Origin of the sequence: Planctomyces sp. SH-PL14 (assembly GCF_001610835.1) — a bacterium.
GTDB lineage: Bacteria > Planctomycetota > Planctomycetia > Planctomycetales > Planctomycetaceae > Planctomyces_A.
In genome coordinates, this window is record NZ_CP011270.1 from 7,179,176 (window position 1) to 7,198,339 (window position 19,164).

Below are 19,164 nucleotides of genomic sequence, written 5' to 3' on the forward strand. Positions count from 1 at the left end.
GTTACTGACGGCGTTTCCTTTGACTGCCAACCCTAGAAAGGGTGTTACCTTGAATCGATTCCTCAACAGTGTGTCCGCGATCGGCACCCGCATCCGTGCGGCTCTCCTGTCGGCTGCGGTCGTTCCGGCTCTCCTCCTCGGCGGGGCTCCGGCCGTTCCCACCGTTACCGCCGTCAGCTCGGCGGTTTCGGGCGTCGCTTCGACCGTGGCGACCTACGCCGCGCCTGCGGCGGTCGCGGTGGTAATCTTCACCGCCGACTCGGCGTTCGCTCAGACCGACCCGCCGGAGGACGCTCCGGAGTTCGAAGACTTCCCGGTCTTCTTCGACTTCAAGTCCCTCGTCACCAAGTCGGTCGGCTTCATCGGCACCGTGGGCGTCATCGCCATCGGGGCGGTCGTCGGCTGGTCCATGATGAAGGGGATGCTGAACTACTTTCTCCGTCGCATGCGTGCTTGATCGGACCACCGATCCGCACGAACGCGAACGGTTGATGGAAGTTCAGGTGAACCGCCTGGCGATTAACGTGTACCTCCGGCAGGGGATACTCCCCCCGTCCGACCTCATGGAGTCCGCCTCACTGTGGCAGGGCTTCCTAGCGGACCAGATCCGGCAGAAACACCAGTTCACGCCAGGCGGTCGCCGCCGCCGCAACATGTCGGACGTTCGCATTCGTTCGATCACCGAAAGGGAGTGGCGGGAGCGGTCGGGGCTCGGGGAAGTCACCCGTGAGAACGGTCGGCGGTACCGCGCCTCTCGGGGCAGGAGAACGAATCTCCAGCGCGAGCGGTTCTATGCCGATATCGGCGAATCGTTCGACGCTGGGGAGCGTCTCCCGTCCATCGTCCGCTGAACTTCTCTGCTGTCACGCTCTACCGGGCGTAGGCCCTCGCCGTCCTCCTCGCGGCGGGGGCCGTTTTTGTTTGGAAAGGATTCCAATGGAAGCGTTCGAGGCCCAGATGGGCCAGGTCCTCCACCAGCTCGATCGGCTGCGCGAGCTGATGGAACCGATCGCCGACGTCTGCAATGGCGTCCGCGTCTTCGTTTACGCGGTCTTGTGCTTTGCCGTCTTCTTCGCCGGCCTGCTGGCCGTCCTGTGGGCTTTCTTCCCGGAAAGGTTCCGCCATGTTTTCCCCGCGCCGCCGGTTCCGCGTCCCTCTAACGCTCCGGCTCCTCCTTCGCCTCCTGCGTCGGATTGCTCCCCGTCTTCGTAATTCGGTCGGCCTGGTCGTCGCGATCCTGCTCCTCCTGGGGGGCTGTAAATCGGCGCGCGCCGATTATCCCACCGATGTGAAGGTCTTCGTCCGCCTGGACGAGCTGCCTTCGGGACAGATCTTCGATCAGGTCTCCGGCCAGCAATGCACGTGGAACGGGACCGACACTGTTCAGATGGTCGGTTCGCGCAATTTCAAGTCGATCTCCACCAACTCCGGCGGGCTGACGGTTCCGGCAACCATCCTCGACGCGATCCGCGCCGGCGGCTTCTGGAAGGGGCCGCATTCCGTCTGCTGGTGGCAGTACGGCCCGGAAACGTCCGGAGTGACCGGCGTCCTGGCCGTCGCCGGCGTCCCGGGGCAGTGGTACCCGTTCATGGCTCCGACGGATGGCGACTACTGGTTTGATGATCGGTACGTCAAAGGCTTGCAGCTCGTGTGCATGCAGCCGCAGTACCAGGTTGTTCACGGCTACCTCGTGCCGGAGTGGAATAACACCACCCTCGGCGGAACGTGGTCCCTGATCGTGGTCCGCTGGGATCCGACGACCGGGGCCATGTCGCTCAACAAGAATGAAACGAAGTGGTCGCAGGCGCAACCGGTCCTCACTCAGCAGCACATCGGCGGCGGCGGCGGGGCGTTCACGCTTGGTACGAACGGGAATTGGGCCGGCCCGGGAACTCGCCTGGTCGGCTCCCTCGGGATCTTCGATCGCGTGATAACCGATGCCGAAGTGACGGAGCTGGTCAACCTGGGGCCGGGCTTCATCCCCGACTATTGGGACGAGGAGGATCCCGGGGAGGAGGAGGATCCCGGGGAGGAGGAACCGGGCGGGGGCGGTCCGGAGTGGTCGCAGCTCATAGCGGTGATCCAGGGGCAAACCGCCAAGCTCTCCGCGATTCAGGAAGCGGCCGAGGCCACCGAGCATCGTTTGACGGGCGTCTATTTCTACTTGATCGCGGCCGTGGAGTGCCTGGTCGTCCTGGCGGGGTTCTACCTCTTCCGGATCGCGAAATTCTCCATGAACTCCAAGACGCCATTCGCGATCGCGGCGGTCTTCCTCAGCCTGGCCGGCAGCGCGTTCGCCCAGGCTCCGGACCCGTGTCTTCTGTGGGAAAAGTGCATCGGGGCGAAGCTCAATGGCAATCACGCGTTGCCGGTCGGTCCGTTCGAGGTGACGTGCCTCGGGGCCTCCAGCTTTGAGGTCACCGGCGACCATGTCGCGTGCAACCTGCCGAATGAGCTGCGCGTTGTCCGGATCATCCTGCGGTATCACCCGACGGCGCAGGGCGAAGACAGGTCGCTTGACTGGATCGTCAAGGCAGCCACCGCCACGACGCACGGAAGCGCCTTCGACAGCAACGACGCATACGGGGACACGAGGTACTACGGCCGGCCGGCGACCTCCCCGGCCGGTACCCCGTGGCGGCAGTTGGCTCCGTTCTCGGTCGCACCCTGCAAGGACTGCGGGCAGTGCGATATGTGCATTTACGCGGAGCTGTTCGAGCTGTACTCCGACAACGTCGATAACCCAGCCTGGCCAAAAGGGCGGGGCAGCCGCACGCAGTACGGTCTTCACGGGAGCGGGGACTGTGTCGTGCCGGCGGGGAACGGGAACGGAGCGGGCGGCGATCCCGGTTCCGGGACTGGTGGCAATGGTGGCGGTACGCCGTTCCCTGGAGGCCCGGGCCAGGACGATGACGATGATGGCGTACCGAACGGGCAGGATCCCGACCGGGACGGGGACGGGATTCCGAACGGCGACGATCCGGATCGCGACGGGGACGGGATCCCGAATCCCCAGGATCCTGAGCCGGACGGCCCGCCTGACGATGGACCTGGCACGAACCCCGGCGACCCGGGGAATGACAACGACGATGACGGGGTCGACGATCCGGAGGACCCGGACGACGACAACGATGGGATTCCCGACGAGAACGATCCCAGCCAGTACGGCGGCTGCGTGCTTCCCAGCGGGGGCCTGGACACGGATTGCGACGGGATCGTGGACTCCGAGGATCCCTGCATCGCGACCATCAAGGACGACAGCGACTGTGACGACGTTCGGGACGTCGACGATGTGTGTCCGGAACACGATGACCTGGCCGATGGGGACAATGACGGGGTGCCCGATGGGTGTGACAACTGCCCCGCGTCTCCGAACCCCCAGCAGAAGAACTCCGACGATGACGAGTTCGGGGACGCCTGCGACGACGACGACGACAACGACGGGAAGGATGACTCCGAGGACGACGACGACGATGGGGACGGGATCCCCGATGTCGACGAGGACCAGTGCCAGGAAGCCGAGGGGGAAGAACAGGCCGCGCAATGCGGGTGCGCCCGGATCCTCGATTCCTTCTATTACCGGCTCTACTCGTTCCTGACGGGCGACCGGGCCGACGTCGGGGCCGGGTACCGGACCGGGGACGGGGATCCGGGGAGCGCCAATTACGTTCCCGGCGGCGAGGGCGGGATCTTTACGTACCTCTTCGACTCGCGCCGGAAGATCTCCTCTTGGGGCCAGCCGGCCAGCGGGGGGAACGGTGAGGATCCCCCCGAGGAGGAGCCAGGGGAGGGGACTCCAACGACCGACAAGAACCGGCTGCCGATTCCGTTCCTCGACCTGGACAGGCTCGCCGAATTCGACAGTACGAATATGCCAGCCTTTGAATATAAGCCCATCGAGCTGGATTGGGACGAGGGCGTTTTCTATGGCGAGGAAAACGTCTTGGAGTGGGACTTCCTGGAGTTCGCCCACTTGATAAAGAACTGTGCGGCTATTGCTCTGATTTGGGGCTATGGGACGGCAATTATCTTTGCCTTCTTTAAGTCCGCCACATGAAAGGGGCTGTTATGCGATACGTTTTGTTGTTGCTGTTCGTCCTGGCGGCGGTCCCCGCGATCGCCCAGGAGAACGGGGATCAAATCTTTAGCGGTGGTATTCCCGGGGAACCGCTGCGCCCGGAGACGGTCCCGCAGAAACCCGAACAGCAGGTCGGGTGGATCGATTGGGTGCTGGATCTCACCGGGTTCATCTGGAGCACCTTCCTGGAGCTCGTCGAGTGGTGCGTCTACGTGCCGGCCGAGTGGCTCCGGGACCTGGCCTTCTCGTGGTTCTGCTGGATCATGACAGGCGTCGGGGGCTACATCGAGGAAATCGTGCCGTTCGTGAACTGGCAGTCTAAGGCCAGCTCGACGAGCTACATCCGCGTCGGCATCGAGTGGATCGAGAAGTCTTCCGGCTTCTTTGCCGAAATCTTCCCGTTCGGGCTGTGGATCAGTCTCACGACGATCTGGCTCGGGGTCGAATCCGGCCTGGCTGTGGTGCGCTGGATCATCGCCCTCATTCCGAGTCTGTGAGATGGTTCCGGACTTCGTTCCGATGCGCGTCATTGCGATCGCTCGCGATTCGACGCGCGTCGATTCCTTCCGCCTGGCGATCCGTCGGATGTCGCGTCAAATCGCGAATGTCGCTGCCTGGCGGGAGCATTTCATCGTGTTCGTGGACCGGCGGACGGGCCGAGGTGAAACGGTGTTCGCCGTGTTCGTGGGTGCTCCTCCTCCGATGGGGGAGGAGATCGTTAACTGGATTGCGCAGGGCGTTCGCCTGGACGCGCAGCGTCTTAGGGAAAGGTGGGAAAGCTGATGGCATGGCGGCCGATCATGACGACGACGATCGGGGTAGCGGGATCCGGGAAGACATACTCCCGCGTCTGCTACCTGGTCGACAAGTACCTGCCTCACGAGGCGGGCAAGCTGTATACGAATCTCCCATTGAAGCCGGCGGCGATCGCCGAATACTGCCGCAAGGTGTACGGGTCAGATCCCAAGGAGATCCTGGACCGGATCTACCTCATTCCGCCGGAGGTCCTGGAGAAGTGGCAGGAGGAGAAGGAGGGGCCGTGGGAGTATTTCCCGCACCCGATCGCCGGGCACATCATCATCGACGAAGCCCACCGGTTCGTGTCGTCCCAACACGAAAAGGAATGGGCTCGGAAGTGGCAAGTCTGGATCGGGGAACTGCGGCACCTTCACGGCTCGATTGAGTTCATGACTCAGGCCGAAAACAAGCTCCCTCGGGAGTTCAAGGAAGAGTGCGAACGGAAGATCGTCATTGAGACCGACGAGAGCCGGCGGGACTCGTGGTTTAACATCGAGTGGCACTACTGGTACCAGCTCTGGGCGAAGCTCCGGGGCCGGTACGTCCCGATGACGATCGCCACCGAGATGAAGAACGTGGGATCGAAGAAGTTCGAAACCACGCTGGAAACCGCGTACGTCCGCCGGCCGGAGATCTTCGCTCTCTATGACTCCTTCTCGAATCCCAACTTGGGCGGGGAGGCGCTCGGCCGGCCGAAGATGGAATACGAGCGGATGACCTGGCCGCGATTCCTGCTCTGGTTCTTCCTGCAGAACCCGAAACAGATCATGTGGCGGTTCGGGGTCGTGACGTTCACGGTCTGGATGATCTTCGGGGGCTGGCAATGGATCTTCACCAGCTTCATGGCGGCGCTCAGTCCGGCCGAGAAGAAGCCGGCGGCGGCCGTCGCAAAGGCTCCGCTGATGAAGCCGTTCGATCCGTCGAGAGGGAAGGGGAAGCCGAAGGATCCGGAGCCCACTCCCGCACCTGGCTATGAGGAGTTTCTGGACGCGCGGCGGGCGGCCGCCGCGATGCAGCAGGCCAGGTCGGCCGTGAGGAACTCCAGGGCCGTTCCCGACCAGGCGAAGGGGCCGGTGATCGACGAGCTGGAAGCGGCTCTCCAGCAGTATGAAGAGGCTTACAAGCGATCATCCGAAGTGGTCGGAATGGTCGGCGAGGAAATCATTCTGCGGGATGGATCCCGCTTCAAGAAAGGGGAGACGATTCCCGATGGCTTGCTCAAAGGTCGGTCCGTCACGTCGTTCGATCGCAAGACTCAGCTTTTTGTGCTGGATAACGGTGAGCACCTTAAGCTCGGGGGGCTGCCTAAATCCGCTACGGAGAATCTCGCCACCGCAGCCAAACCCAAGCGGGTACCAGTCAAAACCCGCGTTGTTTCCGAAGCTCTATCAGGAGTTGCAGATACCGGCCCCCAGGTCGATCGCAACGGCCCAGCAGGAGCGGGAGGACCTGGAGTGCCGGGGCCTTCAATTCCGGTTCCTCTTGGCGTGGATCGCCGACAGATGGGAAATCAACCTGATAACGGAGCCGGAGCTGCTCGAAAGGGAAGTGGAGCTGCACCTCCGCAAAGCGACCCTCCCTCAAATCCTGGCGGCGGTCTGTCGCCAGTTGGGAGTTGAGGTCACCCGCTCGGGCGAGCTGTACGTGATCGGGGCGCTGAAGCCGTCCGACCGGGCCGCGATCGTCCGGCGGGTCCGCCGGCTGAAAGCGGCCGATCTGTCGAGCGTGCTGTGCCAGGTCCTCTCCGGGATCGGGGCCGTGCAGGTCTTCCCCGACGGTCTGTGCATCATCTCGGACACAGTCGAGGTCTTGGACCGGGTCGCCGCGATCATCGATCAGCTCGAAGCGGCCGAGTCGGTGACCTGGTGCGTCCAGCTCCATATCCTCCGGCTCTCGGACCGGGATATCCGGAATCTCGGCCTGGACGTGGTCCCGGCCCTCGACCTGGCTGCCACCCTCGGGGCCGCGTCGCAGGGGATCCCGGCCGGGCTCAATGTGAACCTCGGCGCGACCCTCAAGGGCCTCCTGGACTTCGCCAACGAAAAGAGCCGGACGATGATCGTCGCGGAACCGCTCATGCTCATTGTCGACGGCGACACCGGCACCTGGCAGCGATCGCGGCAAGTCCCGATCGAAAGCTCCGTGATCGACCCGCGCACCGGGGCCATCTCGCGGAGCTACGATTACCGATCGGCCGGGCTCAACGTGACGGTCGACCTACGGGAGTCGTCCTGGCGATCGGCGCGCGTCAATTTCAACGTTCAGCTTGGGGACGTGATCTCCGGCGGCGACGGATCCGGACCGCCAGTCATCGCCGATCAGTCGCTCAAGGTCTCGGCCGACGTCTACACCGGCGGTGTCTACCTGGTCGGGGCGCTCCGGGAGGGGACCGGGAACAAAGGTGCGGCCGGCGCACTCAAGTTCGGCGATCGCCAGTCGTCCGATTCGACAGAGGTTGTTGTCTTCGCTCGTGTCGCCCGGATTGCTGGATCCCTTCTTCCGCATCCAGCGACGGAGGGGCCGGAGCAGGGGGGGGCCCCGACCGACCCCAGGGAGGGCGGGGGGGCACCGGCGGAGGACCCGGAGGCGTCCGGGCCTGCGCTCTGTCCCGATCCTGTAGCGAATCCAGGGGAGCTGATCCCTACTCCGGCCGGTCCGGAGCTGCCGCGTCTCGAGCTGCTCGAGCCAGTCTCCCGAGTACCGAAAAAGCCCATGGCGTCTGTCACGGGCGCTCGAGACTGAATCTGGCAAAGGATCAGCCCGGCGACCCGGTAAGACTCGAATCGGCTGACGCGTTTTCGTGTGGAGTTAAGTTACCCCGGGAATTCCCTGATGCCGCGCCCCTACGATCCGCTTCAACCCGTTCAACCGAACCACCGGAACCGGCAATGTCAGAATGTGTCGCATCCTCTCGTTTTGAAGGGAATTCGGCCGCATTGCAGCAGATTGATGCAACAGTTCGGGCGTTCTTAACACTCCTTGTGAACAGGTCCACTGCCGGGTGGAGCTGGCTTGCTCGGGATGTCCCAGTCCAACTGCGGAGTCCTTTGGTGAGACGCTCTGTCCGAGTCCCCGCCGCTTCCCGTAAAGGGGCCATGCTGGTCCTGATCGGCATGCTGCTGGTGTTGTTCTTGGCGATGGTCGTATTCGCCGTCGACGTCTCCTACATGCAGCTGACCCGCACGGAGCTGCGTGCGGCCGCCGATGCCGCGGCCAAGGCCGGGGTCGAATGCCTTCGCCGGACGCAGTCAGCCGACAAGGCCGCGCTCGCGGCCATAGGTCTTGCCCAGTACAACAAGATCGGCGGCAAGCCGCTGGTTCTGACCCGCAACGATTTGGAATTCGGCCAGGTTGCGTTGTTGAATGGCGAGTGGAGCTTCACGCCGGGGGCGGAGCCATTCCGGGCGATGCGGGTCAACGCCTCATTATCGAAGGAGAGTTCCAGCGGCCCGGTACACCTGTTGTTTGGAGGGTTGCTTGGACGGAGCACATTCACTCCCCGAATGTCTGCCGTAGCCGCGCAATTCGACCAAGACATCATCTTGGCACTCGACCGGTCCCATTCAATGACCTTCGATCTCTCTGGGGTCGACTGGAAATATCCCCCAGGCATCCCCGCTTACCCTGTTGGCATGACTCTTCCACCCCACGCGACTCTAAGTCGCTGGGCTGCTTTGATGAAAGCAGTTGACGCCTTCGACGACATCATTGGGCAGGCAAATCTGCAGCCCCGCGTCGGAATTGTTACGTGGTCGTCCGAGGTTACGAAGAACTCGGTTGAGTATCTGTTAACGAAAGTGACTTCCCCGGTCATCGCCCGCGATTTGGAAGTGACCGATGCCATTGTCAACGGTGACAAGAAGGGAAAAGGGAAGAAGAAGAAGGGGCTGAAAAAGAAAATTGCCTCCCGGGCAACATCGCCAATGCTCGGCGCAACCAATATGTCCGCCGGCTTGAACGAAGCTTTGCGTATGTTGGAGCAGGACACTTCTAAGCCACTCGCAAAGAAGACGATCGTCCTTATGACCGATGGGCTATGGAATCAGGGGTCAGACCCGGTGGAAGTTGCCCGTGCCGCCAAGTCCCGCGGCGTCGTGGTTCACACCATTACGTTCCTGCCCGGGGCAGAGCAGGACGCCATGGAGCAGATCGCGACGATCACCGGAGGACGGCACTACTTTGCACAAAATGCAGCGGAGCTCGAAGCGGCCTTTCGAGAACTCGCGTTCGCAATGCCAGTTCTCCTTACGCAGTAGTCGTGGATGAGGTCCAACGCGGCGGCACCGATTCCATTTTTCAGGACGACGTGCCCTCCGTTGAGCTTCTTTACCAATGGCACGTTCGAAAAGCGCAATTCCGGTGGACCGAAGCGCCGCCCGTCATGGCAACCTGGTCTAAAGCCCGGCCGCACACCAAAGATGAGCGTTTCCCTGCTACTGGCGTCTTTAACAGTACTCGGGGGTGCATCTGAACCACTTCGGTCGCGGCGTCGATTGCGTATGCCGAGGAGGTTTCGCCAGTCCCCTGATGGCGATCCGATACACGCGGAATCCTTCTGCCACAGCCACGATGCCGAGTGCTGAGATGACCAGGATGGCGAATAGGCTAAAGCGACGCATGCGTGGAGGAGTAGCGAAGGAGTGGGCGTCCATGCTTTCGGTCCTGAAAGACTTCAGGCTGCGGCTCACTGGCGGTTTGATCCCATAGTGCGTCCATGGACACATCGCGACCGAAGTAGGCGAAAACCCAGTCATAGGTTCTCGATGGCGGCATGCACGATACGACTCGGCCGAGCTGGGTCACCGTGCAGAGCTCTGCAATCTGCTGCAACAGGCCATGGAGGACCAGATTCGTGACCTTCACACCGGGGAGAGGGCAGAACCAGTTTTCGTAATGGCAAAGACGTCGCAGAAGGGCGATGTCGTCCCAAGAAAGAAAGATGTCGTAAGCAAGGCGCCGGTCCGGCAGGGGAGGAACGTCGTTCACGTTCGCGTCGTGAGGGCAAACGTGATTGTTGACGGCTCGCCAGTCCACCGGCACGGCTCGGTCTCCACTCGTCGCGTTCGGTCCCGTTGAGGCGAGCGACGCCGTGAGGGCGCTCGCCATTCGGACAAGCCTAGGTCGAAAGACGGAACCTCGCGGCCAGAAAAAGCGAAAAACCGGCTCGGGAACTCGTGCAGGCGGGCCAGCACCGCTTTCGCTCAACCGAAGCCGGAAGGTCTGGAGTGTGCTGAGGCGGCACCCGCAAGCAAGCAGATTGTTGACAGATTCTTCGCCCTGTGGTCATGATTTGTTTGGCCATGCTGCGGCCGACTGCTGAGGGGAGCGCGAGCGGGATCCTTGACTGCCCTGTAGCGACAACCGTTCGGCATCTGGCTCGGGGAGCGGGAGCTATTTCGCCCAACCGGATTCGACGCGCGCCGATTTGCTCCTCTACTTCCAGGCAGAGGCTGCCAAGGACTCTTCTGCTCCCGTTCCTGGGTTTTGTCCGAAGTGGCAATTCGTTCACCGTCGGCTTTTCGGATCGGTCTCTGGTGAACGGATTGGAACCGTTCCGTCCAACGCTCCCGATCCGCAAGCGTGCTAATGGTTGCGAACGCGGAGCGACGGTGGCAGCTTGTGACGCGGATGGAGCATTCCCGTCCTTCACCTCGGTATCTCCCAATGCCATGAGTCAAGATACTGTTTCGTCGGACCAGGCTCGCCCGTCAGCCCGGATATTCCTTGTCGACGATTACCAAGCGATGCGAATCGGGGTCGCCTTCGTCATTGCTAGCCGCCCTGGCTGGACGGTCTGCGGCGAGGCCGGTGGTTGCCTCGATGCGCTTCAGATGGTTCGGGAGCTGCAACCCGACTTGGCCATCGTTGATCTGCGTCTCGCCCAAGGGGACGGGCTGGAGTTGATCAAGACAATCAGAGGGAGTGTGCCCACCTGTCGCATGCTCGTCTTCTCCATGCTCGACGAGGAACTCTTCGCGGAGCGTGTTCTCCGCGCCGGAGCACATGGGTTTGTGAACAAGCAGGAGTCGGTTCCGACCTTGCTGGAAGCAATCGAGAAGGTCCTGGACGGGCGAATCCATTTGAGCCCCCGCATGACGGACAGGATTCTTCAACGTCACTCGGCCAGCGTCGCAGAGGTCAGGTCACCGTTTGACATACTTTCAGACCGGGAGATCGAGGTCTTCGATCGTCTAGGGCGCGGTAAGTCGATCAAGGACATTGCGCACGATCTGCACATCAGCATCAAGACCGTTGAGTATCATCGGCAAAACATCAAGGAGAAACTGCACCTTCCAGACGGCTCAGCGGTGATCCGATTGGCTATCTCGTATGTGCTCGGCAAGGATGATCGCCACGCACCAAGCGAGTGACGATGTTGGCGTCCGGAACCGCACTTGTGTGCCTGATTCGCCCTGCCGCGTTGTGTTCCGACGTGCCGCGCAACGGTGGTGACGATGCTGGAGGCGGAGCTGTTCGCAGAACGGTCTTTCCGCGCCGGAGCTCGCGAGTTCATCAGTAAGTGTGCGGCTTTCGCCGAGATCTGCGCAGCAATTGAAGAGACCCCTTGAAAGGAGGATCTACCTGAGTGCCCGGAAGGCGAGCCGGATTCCAGCGAACCGCTCAGGATCGGCAGTCCCGGGGAGTCGTAACTGGAGTTGCTTTCCGATCGTGAGATTCACGTCTTCCGACGCGTGGTGCAAGGGAGCAGCGCCAGGCAGATTGCTGTGGAGATGCATGTCAGTGTGCACACGGTCGAATACACAGGCAGAACATCAAGGAGAAGGCGAAACTCTCCAGCGGTGCCGAAGTTCTGCCACGAGCTACATGCTACATTCTTCGGGCATCTGAGGGCCGAAAGCAGCCGGAGTGGCGCGGGGCGAGTCCTATGGCTCGTCGGTACGTGCCGTAGCCCGCATAATGTCAGCTGCTCGAAAAAGGCACCCATGCGGCATGAGCTCCGAGGGTGTCAACTGGGCGACCGTCAGCCCGAGATTGGTCGGGCGGAAGCCACCGTCCGTTGTTGCCACCAAGTGGTAGAGCACCAGTGAATCGAGATGCAGGAATTCGATGATGTCACTGGGAACGGGGAAAGGCTCGGCTTTAGAACAGATCTCGCGCAGTAGGAGCAACTCTGCCGTGGCCAGAATGATCTCGTCCCTGCCGGCCATGAGCCTGTTCCATGCTGAGAGCGGGAGTTGGTTTTGAACGGAGCATCAATTCATAGAGCCGGGCCCCGATCATCACGGTCAGGGCTCCGACCTGCATGGGGAAGGGAACGCAGTCTCTCAGAATGCAAGGACCATGCCCGGCTCTGTAAAAGGTGGTCTCCGTCCTTGGCGCAACCCTCTCGGAAGCGGACTGTCGCGACGTGCGGCCGACTGGTGGAATCCGCGGAATTTTGTTGATCGCGCAGGAGCACGTCTATAGGCTTGGGTTGGTGCCACACGCTTGAGCGGGACTCCTCCCCCTGTTCGCGTCAGTCGCCAAAGAAAACGCCCCCTTAGTGCAACAGGGGGCGTTTTCGTTCTCGTGCCCATTTTCCGGTCATGTCGTCTTCGGCTTTCGACCGTCCTCGATCAAGGTCGTTCCTCTCATTTCTGGGTTGCCCAGCAACCGAATGTTGACATGCGAGTCGCCCACGAATCCGATTCGAGCGCATTCTGCGGTAAAGGGCAGGTATGTCACCCGGAGGTCCGGCATCAGCTCCACAAATTCCCCGCGTGGGATCCGGATCTCGTCCCCGTTGTCTCTCATTGTGTTTGAACACGCCACGGTCAAGGTATCCGGACTGATTGCCAGCACGATCAGCTGTAGCTGCTCGTCAATCAGCAACGATTGCCCCGAGTGACGTGAGATCACGAACATTCGACGACCGGGCTCCGGCAGGAGAATGGCCTTATCCTCACGCCCTCATGCCGGCCGGTCAACTCCCGCTTCAGGGCGTTTTGTGGGCATCAGGTCAGGGGCGGCGAAGTATGCGGTGCAATCGACGCGCGTCGACTCGGATCCCATCTGGAGCGAGGACTCGCTCCTGTCATCGAATCAGCATGCGTCGGCACTTCGGTTGCAAAGGGCCCTGCTGGTCAGGAGGAGACGAAATGAAGCGCAAAAGTGCGGCGAAACGCGAGTTGATCGATACCGGGGTCGACAAGCGATATGTCCGACGCGACGAGGCCGGCCAGTTCAAAGAGAGTGACGATGTCGGTCGCTCGCTTCCCCAGGATCGTAAGCGGCCTGCGAAATCCGTCGCCAAGAAGGGGCAGGGAGACAAGGGGGATCGCGGCTGACACCGGCGGAGTTGTCGGGAGGGCAGGGTCAGGCTTGCTGCGATATCCCTCGCTCCGACATAGTCAGCGCTGTACCTCGTCCCTACACTGACGAGAGATACTCGATCCCGTCTCCCCCCTTTCGTGCAAAATGGGGAGAAGCCGCTGTCACAGAACCAGGTCTCTTTGAAGTCCGTACTCGTCACTGAGGAGCTAGATCGGCGCGCGTTCCGATCGCCAGACTTCGAAACGCAATGCAACGCACTCGACGAACTCGCCAGGGAACTTGCGACGTCACCCCCTACGGTGTTGCAGCGGGTGGCGGATGTCGCCCGGCGGGTGCTTCGAGCAGGCTCTGCTGGGCTGAGTCTGCTTTCTACTGACTCTCGGCATCACGCTTTTCATTGGCCGGCGATATCCGGCGCATGGGCATCGAAGGGCGGAGGCGGTTCTGTGTTCGATGCTAGCCCGTTCGGTGTCGTGATCGCTGAGGGCTCTGCTCAGTTGTTTCGTTATCCCGAGCGGTACTACCAGTATTCCGTGCCCGTGGATCCGCCGATTTGCGAAGCTCTTCTGCACCCCTTCTTTGTTGACGGAGCGCCTGTGGGCACGATCTGGGCCATCGCGCACGATGAGGGCAGGCAGTTTGATCGGGAGGATGCACGTCTCCTGGCGAGTCTGGCTGGGTTTGCCGGGGCGGCGTACCAATCGATGCGATCGATCGACTCGGTAGAGCCGACTAACTGGCGACTGGCGGCGATCGTGGAAGATTGCGAGGACGCAATCGTCAGCAAAGACCTGAACGGGACGATCGAAAGCTGGAATGGCGGTGCCGAGAGGCTATTTGGCTATCCGCCGTCGGAGGCCATCGGTAGGTCCATTACGATGCTGATTCCGGAGGAACGACTCAATGAGGAGACCGAAATCCTGTCCCGGATCCGATCGGGGCAGCGGATTCATCATTTCGAGACTGTCCGCCGGAGGAAGGATGGCTCATTTGTCGAAATCTCCTTGACAGTCTCCCCAATCAAAGACGCCCAGGGAGAGATCATTGGAGCGTCAAAGATTGCACGAGACATTTCTGAGCAAAAGCGGATCGAACGCGCGTTGCTGACTGCCGATCGCCAGAAGAACGAATTTTTGGCGACGCTGGCACACGAGCTTCGAAACCCGCTTGCGCCCATTCAGACGTCTCTCTATATCATGAGGCTTCGAGATCCGAGGGATGAAGCTTTGGCGGAGCTCCAGGAAGTTATGGAGCGGCAGCTCAATCATCTTGTGCGGCTGGTGGATGACCTTCTGGAGATATCTCGGATCACAACTGGCAAAATCGACTTGAGGCTTCAGCCTGTCGATGTGCGAACACTGGTTTCCACGGCCGTCGAAACCAGTCGGCCATTCATTGATGCGGCCGGGCATGAACTGCTGGTGTCGGTCCCTTCGACTCCGATCACCGTTCACGGTGACCCTGTCCGCTTGACACAGGTTATTTCGAATATCCTCAACAATGCGTGCAAATTCACTGACCCTGGTGGGCGAATTTGGCTGACGGTGAGGAGCGAAGCGGGGCAGGTCGCAATTGCGGTTCGTGACAATGGAATCGGGATCCCGGTGAGTGCCTTGTCGGATGTGTTGAAGATGTTTTCTCAGGTCAGCCGCGAGAGAGGCGTCTCCAAAGGCGGACTCGGCATTGGATTGGCACTGGTCGATCGATTAGTGAATTTGCATGGCGGTTCAATTGATGTTCACAGTGATGGCGAGGGGCAAGGGAGTGAGTTCGTCGTACGACTGCCGATCGCAAAGGCCGACATGGGCGCGCGCGGCGCGTCAGATCGCCTTGAAAAGGGGACTGAGACGCGTCGACATAAAGTTCTAATCGTTGACGACAACCGGGATGCAGCCTCCAGCCTCAGTACCCTCTTGCAGTTGCTGGGATGTGAGACTCAGATCGCCCTTAGCGGAGAGGATGCTCTGGCGCTGGTTCCAGTTTTCCAGCCGCGAGTCATCCTGCTCGATCTGGGAATGCCTGGGATGAGCGGGCTTGAGGTTGCGCAATGCGTACGGCGACTGCCATCCGGAGGCGACGTGCTTCTCATTGCGCTGACGGGCTGGGGGCAGGAGGAAGACCGTCGCAGGACCCGGGAGGCGGGGTTTGATCATCATCTCGTAAAGCCCGTCAGCATGGATCTCCTTCGGGTGATCCTTGAGTCAGCATCCGGCTGAGGGGCGCGAGTTGGGCCGCCTCGTCACACGGGTTCGAGGGTAGACGCCGGCCAGCGCAATGCAGCGCCTCCTGGCAGATTGCCCGGAGGCGTTGCGGGTTGCTCGAGCTGAGTCGGCGAGAACTCATTTCAGTAGGGCAGGAAGGTCTTGTGGCCGCAAGCCAGGCAGGTATCGGCCGCGGATCTTTCGGAGGTCCTCCGGCAGGAGGTCGTAGCACCGGGCCAGCTCGTCGATGCACGTCTCCCGGTCCCACTCGGTCGCGAAGTCGATTCCCAGTGTCGCCGCGACTCGGGCCGCCTCATGAGCGTTCCAGGGCTCGGCCGAGCGCAGGAACTCAATCAGCCAGGCCGCCAGGGCCGCCTCGTTCGCTCGGCTCTTGTGCTGTGTGTGTTCCAGGACCTTCGAGAAAGTGGGCTCCTCGCGGAGGTCCTGGTCTCCGTAGTAGCGGAACAGCGCGAAGGAGAGTCCCCCGAGATCTCCGACGCCCGATCCCGCCATCATCGCCGGGACCAGGGCGAACAGTTTCGGCCGCGATCGGGCGTTGTCGAGCTTCTTGATGATTTCTCGGGTGAACCAGGTGGCGAGGAAGGCGAGGCGTTTCCATTCGTCCGGGATCTGCTCCGACTTGCCCGGGGCGGGATCCGGCTCCGGCTCCTCGGCCGCCGCCTCCCGTTCCACCTGGCGGTTCTCCTGGTGCAGGCGGTCGAACATTTCGACGTTGAAGCACCGGTCGACGTCGCCGACCCGTTTCGTATCCAGCTCCTTCTCGTGCTTCTTCTGCCACTTGACCTTCGGGTCAAAAGCCCGGGAGTGCAGGGTGACCTGTTCGCTCACGATGAGCTGCCAATACTCGGCCGTCATATCGGCCCCGTGCGAGCGTCCGCTGTCCCATTCCTTGCGGCAGCCGGTGACGATCGCCGGGTATCCGGCCCACCTGGTCAAGGCGCGTGCATGGGTCGGGGTGAACGTCCCCTCGCGGATCTCCTTCTCCCAACCGGGGCACTTGAGCGGTGAGACCTGAACCGAGAACCAGTCTTCAGTTTTCGCCATCCTCGCAGCGGCGAGCCGCTGGGATCCCATCATCTCCGCCAGGTCGTGGAGTGTGAGGGCAAACTCCCAAGGGTCCAGCTGCTCGCGGAGGAGGTTCTCATCGATCCGCTGCATCGCGGCGGTCTTGTCGTCCAGGTCCTTAATCTTGGCTGGGACCGTTTTCCGGCCGGCGTGTTTGGAGGCCCAGAAGCGGCGCTCCCCGTAGATGATCTCGTACCGGCCGTCATCCTTCTGCCGGAGTCCGATATCTTCCAGCAGCCCGAAGGACTTGACCGACGCGACCAGCTCTTTCATGCCGGTGGCGGTCCCTTTCTCTAGGGCAGGGCGGTCACGGTGGTTCAACGGGGAGGGGTCGATCAGGGAGATCTCGACGTCTTGGGATTCAACGTTCTTCGACTTGGTAACCATGAGAGCGGGTTCCTTAGAACGGAGGGTCAACGGGTGGTTGCCGGAGCCATTGGGCGGCCTCGGCGACGAAAGCGGACAACTTGCGGAGCGTGATCTCGGCGAAAGCGGCCGTGGCCAGGACTCGCCGGCGTCGTTCGATGGATGTGTTCTCATCCATCCATTGGATTTCCTCGCGGAGCCGGCGGAGCTGGCCCTCCAGGTCCTTGAGCTGCAAATCGACGCGCGTCGATTCCGGTTTCATTTCCGGTCCCTCGGCAGGACGGCAAAGCCGATCAGCAGGAGGAGCAGGGAACTGAACAACTTGAGTAGGTCGGGCATCGGGGGCCTTTCGTCCCGCCAGCGGACGGGCAGGGTGGGTGAGCGGGAAATCGACGCGCGTCGATTCAGGTTTCGTCTGCGTCGGTCTCGGGCAGGGCGTTTCGCGGCTTCATGCCGACGAGCGGGCAGAGCCGGTTAGCGCGTTCGAAGTACCGGCGGGCCTCGGCCCGGTACTCGGTGGCGTCCCGGCTCCAGGCGTCCTCGCCCCAGGCCAGGTCGACGAAGTCCTGGGCGGCTCGCTCGTAGTGCCGGATCAGCATTTCGATCACGAAGAACCAGGCGAACACTCCGAAGAGGAGCACGCAGGGCACCGTCGTGAGGAGGTAGAATGTCCATTCGGCGTTCGGCATCGCAGTTCCTTTCGTCCCGCCAACGAGCGGGCAGGGTGGTTGTTGCGGTCGAGTGTTCCCGGCCATCGAGCCGGCCCGCCGCCGTAGTGGTCCTTTTGTTGAGCAGCTCCGGTCGGCTGCTGGGTGAAGGGGTCTCACCCCTTCTCCGCCGGAAGGCCCAGCGGAGCGACCCCGCCTTTCAAAACCCCGTCCGTCCGAGGGGCCTGCGGTGGATTCGTCGTAGGGCTCACCCGGGGGTTCCCTGCGACGAATTCACCGCTGAGCCCCCTCGGACACAAAAGAGCCGGCTGCCTAGCCGTCCCTGGAGCGTCAGGGATCGGAGAGGAGAGCCCGGACCGGAGGCTTTGCGAGGACCGGACTCGTAGCGGAGAGCCCGGCCCGTTGAGGGGACGCCCGAGTGCTCCCGTCTTAGCGCGCTAGCGAAATTCCCAGGTAATTCCCTGGGCGAGCGGCCCAAAATGTGGTGATATTTTGTTCCAACTTGCCTGAAGGTGGTGTTAAAACATCCAGCACCTATCTGCTGCATCAATGAGCGAGGCGCGCATGTCCGTCGAGTTCTGGTCGCATGTTCTGGTGCTGGAGAGCGACCTGCCGATGCTTCGCATGCTGTTGTGCTCGCCTCGCGTTCACATGCCGTGGTTGTCCGATGAGCAACGGTCGATGGTCTCGCGTCTCGCTGACGCAGGACTGGCGAAGATCGAGTACTCGCGAGCCAGCCTCTCGGAGCGGGGCTATCGTTTCTCGTTTGCCCACCCGTGGTATGTCGGCGGTGGAGTCGCGTTTTTCTGGCACGAGGACCTGGCGACCGCTTCCATTCCTGCTCGGCAGCTGCGCCGCGGCTTGTCAGGTGAAAGGTGATGGAATGCCGGAGCTGGTGGTTAACGAGGCCACATGGTACTGGCTCGCTCGATTGCGGATCGTTCCCATGCGAGTCGCTAGCGGCGTGGATGAGGTGGGAGCGGATGTGGTTGCCACGCTCGTACGATCGAAGCTCGTGAAAAGCGTCCAGGGACACCACGTATTGACCGAACTTGGAGTCCGCCTGGTCGATTCGCCGCCTCGACCGATGGCGAACGGCGACCGTGTTGTGATGCGTTAGCTTTGGCGCGTGGCCGCCGCCCGCCCTTTGGCGGCCTCGGAACGGAGTCCCCGCTGAATCGAGGCGACGCCTCAGACTGTCGTTGACGCATTTGTCACGACGTGACGGCGCGGCGGCTGCGTCGTTAGGCAATGCTCGAGTGCGCCTCGGCCCCTCTGCACTTGAGAACCTGCGTGCCTGAGACTTCAATTCGCGAATTGAAAGGAGGTCAGGGCCAATGGCGGACGAGAATCGGCGCCAGTCAGAAAAGCGAGTGTTCCGGTTGATGCTCTCGGAGTACCAGCTGTTGCAGGAACTGGCCCATGCTCCCGTTGACTTGGACAACGCTGCGCCGAGCGTGGAAGAGGCGTCAGAGTTCTTGGCGACATTGGGGTTGGTGGTCTTGCGTAATCGGACGGTGACGCTGACAGATGGAGGATGGAACGTGGTCCGAACGGAGCCGATCAGCCGGACAGCGTACACAGTGGCTTTTGACCGCTGCCGTCTCATCTGGTGATCAGTAGCGACGTGCAGCGCGGAACTCGGTAAGGCGGTGCGGGCAGATATCGCCCGGCGCAATCGGGGTGTGCCGAT

At 61.8% G+C, this 19,164-nt stretch carries 20 protein-coding genes and 1 pseudogene; 14 read left to right on the forward strand and 7 right to left on the reverse strand.

Translation table 11 applies throughout. The features are described 5' to 3' along the window. Window positions 1–49 precede the first annotated feature (49 nt). A complete protein-coding gene (locus VT03_RS27715; protein ID WP_156514807.1) occupies window positions 50–457 on the forward strand; it encodes a hypothetical protein in 408 nt (135 codons plus the stop codon). A 34-nt stretch (window positions 458–491) separates the two neighbouring features. Further along, window positions 492–851: a hypothetical protein gene (locus tag VT03_RS27720; RefSeq protein ID WP_075096011.1), complete on the forward strand. Its 360-nt coding sequence runs from the start codon at window positions 492–494 to the stop codon at window positions 849–851. A 19-nt stretch (window positions 852–870) separates the two neighbouring features. On the opposite strand, the gene VT03_RS27725 is transcribed toward VT03_RS27720, so the two are convergent. Further along, the gene (locus VT03_RS27725) at window positions 871–1,125 is read right to left on the reverse strand and encodes a hypothetical protein (protein ID WP_075096012.1); all 255 of its coding nucleotides are present in this window, start codon (window positions 1,123–1,125) and stop codon (window positions 871–873) included. On the opposite strand from VT03_RS27725, the gene VT03_RS27730 reads away from it, so the two are divergent. The 6 genes from VT03_RS27730 (at window position 1,124) to VT03_RS27755 (ending at window position 9,132) form a co-directional block, all read left to right on the forward strand. Next, window positions 1,124–4,057 carry a thrombospondin type 3 repeat-containing protein gene (locus VT03_RS27730; RefSeq protein WP_075096013.1) on the forward strand — a complete coding sequence of 978 codons (2,934 nt, stop codon included), beginning with the start codon at window positions 1,124–1,126 and terminating at the stop codon, window positions 4,055–4,057. The genes VT03_RS27725 and VT03_RS27730 overlap by 2 nt on opposite strands. Beyond that, entirely contained in the window at window positions 4,054–4,575 is a 522-nt protein-coding gene (locus VT03_RS27735; protein ID WP_197489099.1) for a hypothetical protein, read from the forward strand. The genes VT03_RS27730 and VT03_RS27735 overlap by 4 nt, the downstream gene beginning before the upstream one ends. Window position 4,576: 1 nt before the next feature. Then, window positions 4,577–4,861 carry a hypothetical protein gene (locus tag VT03_RS27740; protein ID WP_075096015.1) on the forward strand — a complete coding sequence of 95 codons (285 nt, stop codon included), beginning with the start codon at window positions 4,577–4,579 and terminating at the stop codon, window positions 4,859–4,861. 17 nt (window positions 4,862–4,878) lie between these two features. Beyond that, window positions 4,879–6,495 carry a zonular occludens toxin domain-containing protein gene (locus VT03_RS27745; RefSeq protein ID WP_197489100.1) on the forward strand — a complete coding sequence of 539 codons (1,617 nt, stop codon included), beginning with the start codon at window positions 4,879–4,881 and terminating at the stop codon, window positions 6,493–6,495. After that, the gene (locus tag VT03_RS27750) at window positions 6,425–7,618 is read left to right on the forward strand and encodes a hypothetical protein (protein WP_075096017.1); all 1,194 of its coding nucleotides are present in this window, start codon (window positions 6,425–6,427) and stop codon (window positions 7,616–7,618) included. Before VT03_RS27745 ends, VT03_RS27750 begins: the two co-directional genes overlap by 71 nt. 353 nt (window positions 7,619–7,971) lie before the next feature. After that, window positions 7,972–9,132, forward strand: coding sequence for a vWA domain-containing protein (locus VT03_RS27755; protein ID WP_075096018.1), 1,161 nt, complete (start codon window positions 7,972–7,974; stop codon window positions 9,130–9,132). 349 nt (window positions 9,133–9,481) lie between these two features. Here the strand turns inward: VT03_RS27755 and VT03_RS27760 are convergent, their stop codons facing one another. Beyond that, complete coding sequence (locus tag VT03_RS27760; protein ID WP_075096019.1) at window positions 9,482–9,916, reverse strand: hypothetical protein; 435 nt, start codon at window positions 9,914–9,916, stop codon at window positions 9,482–9,484. A gap of 494 nt (window positions 9,917–10,410) precedes the next feature. Here VT03_RS27760 and VT03_RS32940 point away from each other — a divergent pair, with 494 nt between their 5' ends. Together VT03_RS32940 and VT03_RS35285 are read left to right on the forward strand one after the other, a co-directional pair. After that, window positions 10,411–11,247, forward strand: a complete 837-nt coding sequence (locus VT03_RS32940; protein ID WP_197489101.1) for a response regulator transcription factor — start codon at window positions 10,411–10,413, stop codon at window positions 11,245–11,247. A 285-nt stretch (window positions 11,248–11,532) separates the two neighbouring features. Then, window positions 11,533–11,625, forward strand: a pseudogene (locus VT03_RS35285) (LuxR C-terminal-related transcriptional regulator); the annotation flags it as partial. 135 nt (window positions 11,626–11,760) lie between these two features. Here VT03_RS35285 and VT03_RS34875 read toward each other — a convergent pair. Next, a complete protein-coding gene (locus VT03_RS34875) occupies window positions 11,761–12,045 on the reverse strand; it encodes a hypothetical protein (RefSeq protein WP_231870537.1) in 285 nt (94 codons plus the stop codon). A gap of 376 nt (window positions 12,046–12,421) precedes the next feature. Beyond that, window positions 12,422–12,742: a hypothetical protein gene (locus VT03_RS27775; RefSeq protein WP_075096022.1), complete on the reverse strand. Its 321-nt coding sequence runs from the start codon at window positions 12,740–12,742 to the stop codon at window positions 12,422–12,424. 233 nt (window positions 12,743–12,975) lie between these two features. Between VT03_RS27775 and VT03_RS27780 the strand changes: the two genes are divergently transcribed. Then, complete coding sequence (locus VT03_RS27780) at window positions 12,976–13,164, forward strand: hypothetical protein (protein ID WP_075096023.1); 189 nt, start codon at window positions 12,976–12,978, stop codon at window positions 13,162–13,164. Window positions 13,165–13,287: 123 nt separating this feature from the next. Next, entirely contained in the window at window positions 13,288–15,366 is a 2,079-nt protein-coding gene (locus VT03_RS27785) for a PAS domain S-box protein (protein WP_075096024.1), read from the forward strand. Between the two features lie 123 nt (window positions 15,367–15,489). On the opposite strand, the gene VT03_RS27790 is transcribed toward VT03_RS27785, so the two are convergent. The 3 genes from VT03_RS27790 to VT03_RS27800 form a co-directional block, all read right to left on the reverse strand. Beyond that, window positions 15,490–16,824, reverse strand: coding sequence for a ParB/RepB/Spo0J family partition protein (locus VT03_RS27790; RefSeq protein WP_075096025.1), 1,335 nt, complete (start codon window positions 16,822–16,824; stop codon window positions 15,490–15,492). 13 nt (window positions 16,825–16,837) lie between these two features. Continuing rightward, the gene (locus tag VT03_RS34385; RefSeq protein ID WP_075096026.1) at window positions 16,838–17,065 is read right to left on the reverse strand and encodes a hypothetical protein; all 228 of its coding nucleotides are present in this window, start codon (window positions 17,063–17,065) and stop codon (window positions 16,838–16,840) included. A 142-nt stretch (window positions 17,066–17,207) separates the two neighbouring features. Continuing rightward, window positions 17,208–17,492 carry a hypothetical protein gene (locus VT03_RS27800; protein WP_075096027.1) on the reverse strand — a complete coding sequence of 95 codons (285 nt, stop codon included), beginning with the start codon at window positions 17,490–17,492 and terminating at the stop codon, window positions 17,208–17,210. 543 nt (window positions 17,493–18,035) lie between these two features. Between VT03_RS27800 and VT03_RS27805 the strand changes: the two genes are divergently transcribed. Together VT03_RS27805 and VT03_RS27815 are read left to right on the forward strand one after the other, a co-directional pair. Next, window positions 18,036–18,350: a hypothetical protein gene (locus VT03_RS27805; protein WP_075096028.1), complete on the forward strand. Its 315-nt coding sequence runs from the start codon at window positions 18,036–18,038 to the stop codon at window positions 18,348–18,350. 458 nt (window positions 18,351–18,808) lie between these two features. Continuing rightward, window positions 18,809–19,087 (forward strand): hypothetical protein, encoded by a 279-nt coding sequence (locus tag VT03_RS27815; RefSeq protein ID WP_075096030.1) that lies wholly within the window; start codon window positions 18,809–18,811, stop codon window positions 19,085–19,087. The last annotated feature ends 77 nt before the right edge of the window (window positions 19,088–19,164 follow it).